Source organism: Gilliamella sp. Choc6-1, from assembly GCF_001690385.1.
GTDB classification, from domain to species: Bacteria; Pseudomonadota; Gammaproteobacteria; order Enterobacterales; family Orbaceae; genus Gilliamella; species Gilliamella apicola_A.
The window spans coordinates 1-5,256 of the sequence record NZ_LZHI01000052.1; the positions used below are offsets into that span (position 1 = coordinate 1).

The window sequence follows — 5,256 nt, forward strand, 5'->3', positions numbered from 1 at the left end:
TATCAATGTAACAATCCTCAACGCCAGATTTATGGCTATCTATTCATGCCCCTTAAAACAACTAATCATTAATCCATTTAATGGGGTAAAACGCACTTATTAAATTGAATGCGAAGAATAATAAGGAAAAAAAATGGTAAAACATTTAGATAAAATCGTCGAACAAGCAGGACAAGCAGGGAAAGATTTGCTTAGCCAATTAACAAATAAAGTTAGCCATAACCGTTATACACTAACCATTGATGAACTCAGCGCTCCTATATCGGTGTTAAACGTCAAAGGCGAAGAGGCCTTAAACCAGCTGTGGCGTTACACCATTACTTTTACCAGTGCCAATAAAACCCTATCTACCGATGCTTTTTTAAACCAACCGGCTACTTTCTCATTTAATTCTGTTGTAAGCGATGCGCTCAGTTCTGCAATCCGTGCCTTGGGTGATTTTACTAATGATAAAAGCACTCGCAAGGTTTATGGTATTATCACCGAGTTTAGCCAATTATCGGTGAATAAAGAGGAAGCGCATTATCAAGTGGTCTTATCGCCACGACTGGCTAGACTAACGTTAAACCGCAACTGTGCCATATTCCAGAACCAAAGCGTAGTAAGCGTGGTTGAACAAATACTTAGAAGCCACGGACTTAATGGCATAGACTACCGCCTTGAACTTAAAGAGCACTACCCAGCCAGGGAATTTATTACCCAATGGCAAGAAAGCGATTTTGAATTTATACAACGCTTAATGGCGGATGTGGGTATCTGGTTTCGCTTTGAAAGCCATGCCGAGCACGACTGCGACGTAATGGTGATAAGCGATTATGAACAAGGTTATGACCAAGTTGCCCATATTAATTACAAATTACCCAGCGGCACCTTGGACGGTGGCACTGAAAGCGTTTGGGATATTAGCATGCACAGCCAAACGGTGGCATCATCGGTTAAAGTGAAAGATTACAACTACCGTGATGCCAAAGCCAACTTACTTGGCGAGGTCAATAGCCAACCCGATGACCGCACCACTAACGGCACCGACTACCGTTATGGCGAGCACTATCAATATGCAGGTAGTGCCAGTGTCAGTTCAGGTAGTCAAAAAAATAGCCCCAACAAAATTTATAAAAATATTCAAAGTGAGCAAAATGGGGGGGTAAGCGAGAATAACGATGATGCACAAAATAATGATTACCACCTTAATAGCACCCCAGAAAGTGGCAATTGGTACGCACGTATTCGCCATGAACAAGCAATCAGTGAACAAATAATTATCCGAGGCAAAAGCAACCGTTATAACCTTGCTCCTGGGCAACTCATTAGCCTTAATGGCGCCCCGCTGATTGATATTGATGAAGGCATTATTATTTTAAGTGTTACGGGCAGCGGCAGCCGCACTGATGCTTACCAGCTCAGTTTTACTGCGATACCTTTTAAGGTATTAAAACCGTATCGCCCAGCACCCCTTGCTTGGCCACAAGTCAGTGGCACCTTACCGGCACGGGTCACCAGTCCCGATAATGACACCTATGGCTATATTGATACCCAAGGGCGCTACCGGGTTAAATTTAACTTTGACCTAACAGATTGGAAAAATGGCGAAGAAAGCTTATGGATAAGGTTAGCCAAACCCTATGCCGGCAGTGAATACGGTTTTCACTTTCCACTGATTGACGGTACTGAAGTAGCAATAGCTTTTATGCAAGGCAACCCTGACAGACCGTATATTGCCCATGCAATGCACGACAGTGCTCACCCAGACCCTGTCACCGCCATTAACAAACACCGCAATGTGATACGCACCCCAGCGAATAATAAATTACGCATGGACGACAAACGGGGGCAAGAGCACATCAAACTCGCCACCGAATACGGCAAAACCCAACTGAATTTAGGTCACTTAGTTGACCAAAGTAAAGCGCAGCGTGGCGAAGGCTTTGAGCTAAGAACCGACGAATGGGGCGCCATAGCAGCTGCACGGGGATTATACTTAACCACCCAAACCGAGCCGAAAGCGCAAGGCAAACAGCTCGACATGCAAGCCGCCATTACCCAGCTTGAAAATGCGCTATCCATTGCCAAAGCACTACAAAATGCCGCTACTCAGTCTGAAGCCCACGGTGCAGACACTGACAGCCAAGAACAACTTAACAAAACATTAAGCCAACTGACCCAAAGCGGCATACTTGCCTATGCCCAAGAAGGCATTGCCTTAACCAGTCCACAAAACATTCAACTCTCCACCGGCAACAGCGTTACTTTAACCAGTGAAAACCAAACTGACATTGCCGCCTTAAAAAACCTTACCCTCTCATCGGGCGAAGCGATGGGCTTATTTGCCCACAAATCAGGCATGAAACTCTTTGCCAACCAAGGCGATATTGTGGTGCAAGCCCAAAACGCCAACCTCAACATGGCCGCCAAGCAGGATATAAAAATTGACAGTGTCGATGGTGAGCTAATCATAACCGCCAGTGAAAAAATCACCTTAATGTGTGGCGGTTCATATATAAAAATCAGCAGTGAAGGCATTGAACTGGGCACCCAAGATAATGTTTATCTGAAGTGTAATGTGATGCAGAAGATGGGGGTGGCACAAAAAGATAGATTCGAAATAGCACTGCCTGAAGCAATTGAAACTAACTTTTCACCAAATAAACCGAATAAAAATGATAAGTATAGCTTAATGTACCTTATGGTTAATGATGAAGGTGAGCCATATAAAAATATTGAATATTTAGCGTTTATGGAAGATGGTTCAGTCAAACGAGGGAAAACAGATGATAAAGGCTATACAGAAAGGTTTTATACAAAAAAAGAAGAAAAAATTGCTGTCCGTTTAGTATTAAGTAAAACAAGCAATGGGGAACTTATCAACCAATAAAAAATTGCATAAAAATCATTAATAATTAATATGATACATTTTTAAATACAATGATAACATAATGGATGAAAATTTAATGACAGTATACAATATATTTACAAGCATAGAGACAAAAACCAATCATGAATATATTATTTATGAAATGGAATTATATAAAATGGACGACAAAGGTAATAAAATTTATGCTTTAGAATCAACAGGTAAACAGCCGTTACAAGCTGATAAGAAAACATTAATTCACCAATCGTTAGATATTTCAGATCCCGAAAATACCTCTTATATATTAGAACTAAATCTTTATCATAAACATAAATTAGCTAAAGAGGATTATACAGTATTAGAAGAACCTATGACAGCAATTATCCCACTTAAGGGATTTATTATCTTGGACAAAAAGTGGGGGCTATCAAGGGAATTTAAGTACAATGAAACAGTCAAAGAAACACAATCTGGCACATCATCTATATTTCAAGTGACAATCACATCAAAGCCAAGAGTTTTTGAAGTTAAAGAACATCCGGTTGGTGACCCAATGGATCCGTTTACCAAAGCTAAAATAGAAAGAGCTTTGCAATTAAGATTAGCCAAATACAATTTTCCTAATCAAGGTGATGCCAGTTTATGTGGACCTGCAGCTTTTTTTTATTGCTTATTGATGGATAGACCAGACTTATATAAACAGATTGTCAAAGAACTTTGGGAATCAGGTAAAACTAAAATTGGCACATTAAAAATAAAGTCTGGTTATGATTGTCGCCATCCTACAAATTTTTTTAAAAATGATTCAACAGGGTATACCCCAAAAGTTTCGTGCATAGATTGGATTACCTTGGCAAGTTTAAGGGGTTCAGAAAACAGTGTTTTTGATTATGATTCGCCTGATGATAAATTCTCAGGTATTACAACTGCAGGAAACCTTAAAACATGGTTTGAAAAGTCTGGTGCTAAAATTTTATACAGCATCAATACAAGTTTAATGAAACAGATCAGCGGACCGCATTTAACTTTACAAGATTTATGTCGTTTAAATTCTTATATTAGCCCTGATACACATGTTGTTGTATTAATAGCAGCAAAAATGATTAATAATCAGAATATCTTAACAACTAAAAACCACTGGATAGTTTGGACAGATAAATTAAAATTACACAATGGTCTGGAAATAACAGAACAAACAGCAATAACTGAAAAGGTTCAACTTGAACTATTTTCATGGGGCGAGGTATACAACCAGTTGGATTCAGGCAGAACTTTGGGAGAAGTTATGCAATACTCCTTCGCAGCTATGGTGGTAAGTAAAATTCCTTAAATAAAAAATATATGGCAACAAGATAAATGGTAAAGTGTTTAAGACATACTTATTTTTAATAAAAATTCAATTAATCGCAATAAACTATATGAAAAAATCACGATATTATTTAATTTTAATTATTAACTTATTTTTAGTTTTTTCGCTTATGGGATGTTTTTGTAGACAAGAAATTGAAGTACTACCAAAATCTTTGCCCAATGCCACTTTTGGTATACCTTATTATGCTGAAATAAATATTAAAGGTGGTGAAGTTCGCAGTGATTCCTATCATATTAAACCAGAAAATTCAGGGTTAGAAGTATCCGCCAACCTCAACATGGCCGCCAAGCAGGATATAAAAATTGACAGTGTCGATGGTGAGCTCACTGTCACCGCAAGCGAACAGCTTACGTTAATGTGTGGCGGCTCATACATAAAAATCAGCGAAGAAGGCATTGAACTGGGCACCCAAGATAATGTTTATCTGAAGTGTAATGTCATGCAAAAGATGGGCGCGGCGAGTAATGATTTATCCGCAAAGCTAAATAACAATGATTCGGAACTCGAAATGTTATTAAGAAAACATGTATCGTTCAATTCAAAAAGCTTTTCGGAATAATTTGTAAGGAAGTAACACAATGACTATAAAAAAAATAACCGACTTTAACTTTCCCGTTGGCGAAAAACAATTAAGTCAAGATGCCTATTATAAAGCCTTATCAGAAGCAAACAGTGGCTTTTATCCCTTTGGTGCCAATGGCATATGGCATGGTGGTATCCATATTGACAAAAAGGTATTGAAAGAAATCAAAGAGGAAGCGAAGCTGCGTTGTATGGCTGATGGTGAAGTGATAGCTTATCGAGTGAATGATGTTTATCCTAAAATTGTGTATCAGGACAATGTTGAACTAAAACTGCCTTATAAGGAACAACAAAAAGTTGCTTATTTCTCAACAGGGTTTACCTTAGTCAGGCACCTGTTACAAATGCCCAAAATTGCTAATTCAACCGACACACCACCATCAATAACGTTATACAGTTTATATATGCATCAGTTAGATTGGTATGGTTATCAGCAAAAGAAACAGGAAGG

The 5,256-nt window shown here is 38.8% G+C and carries 3 protein-coding genes and 1 pseudogene; all 4 read left to right on the top strand.

Translation table 11 applies throughout. The features are described from left to right. Nucleotides 1-133 precede the first annotated feature (133 nt). On the top strand, nucleotides 134-2,872 hold the full coding sequence (locus A9G36_RS07335; protein ID WP_065585580.1) for a type VI secretion system Vgr family protein: 2,739 nt from the start codon (nucleotides 134-136) through the stop codon (nucleotides 2,870-2,872). 61 nt (nucleotides 2,873-2,933) lie between these two features. Further along, entirely contained in the window at nucleotides 2,934-4,181 is a 1,248-nt protein-coding gene (locus tag A9G36_RS09905; protein ID WP_081295250.1) for a hypothetical protein, read from the top strand. 88 nt (nucleotides 4,182-4,269) lie between these two features. Then, nucleotides 4,270-4,782, top strand: coding sequence for a DUF2345 domain-containing protein (locus tag A9G36_RS07345; RefSeq protein ID WP_065585536.1), 513 nt, complete (start codon nucleotides 4,270-4,272; stop codon nucleotides 4,780-4,782). A gap of 19 nt (nucleotides 4,783-4,801) precedes the next feature. Then, nucleotides 4,802-5,256, top strand: a pseudogene (locus tag A9G36_RS07350) (hypothetical protein); the annotation flags it as partial.

Bases quoted from the DNA above. Each gene is read 5' to 3' on its own strand.
- A9G36_RS07335 (WP_065585580.1), top strand. From the start codon at position 134: ATGGTAAAACATTTAGATAAAATCGTCGAACAAGCAGGACAAGCAGGG.
- A9G36_RS09905 (WP_081295250.1), top strand. From the start codon at position 2,934: ATGGATGAAAATTTAATGACAGTATACAATATATTTACAAGCATAGAG.
- A9G36_RS07345 (WP_065585536.1), top strand. From the start codon at position 4,270: ATGAAAAAATCACGATATTATTTAATTTTAATTATTAACTTATTTTTA.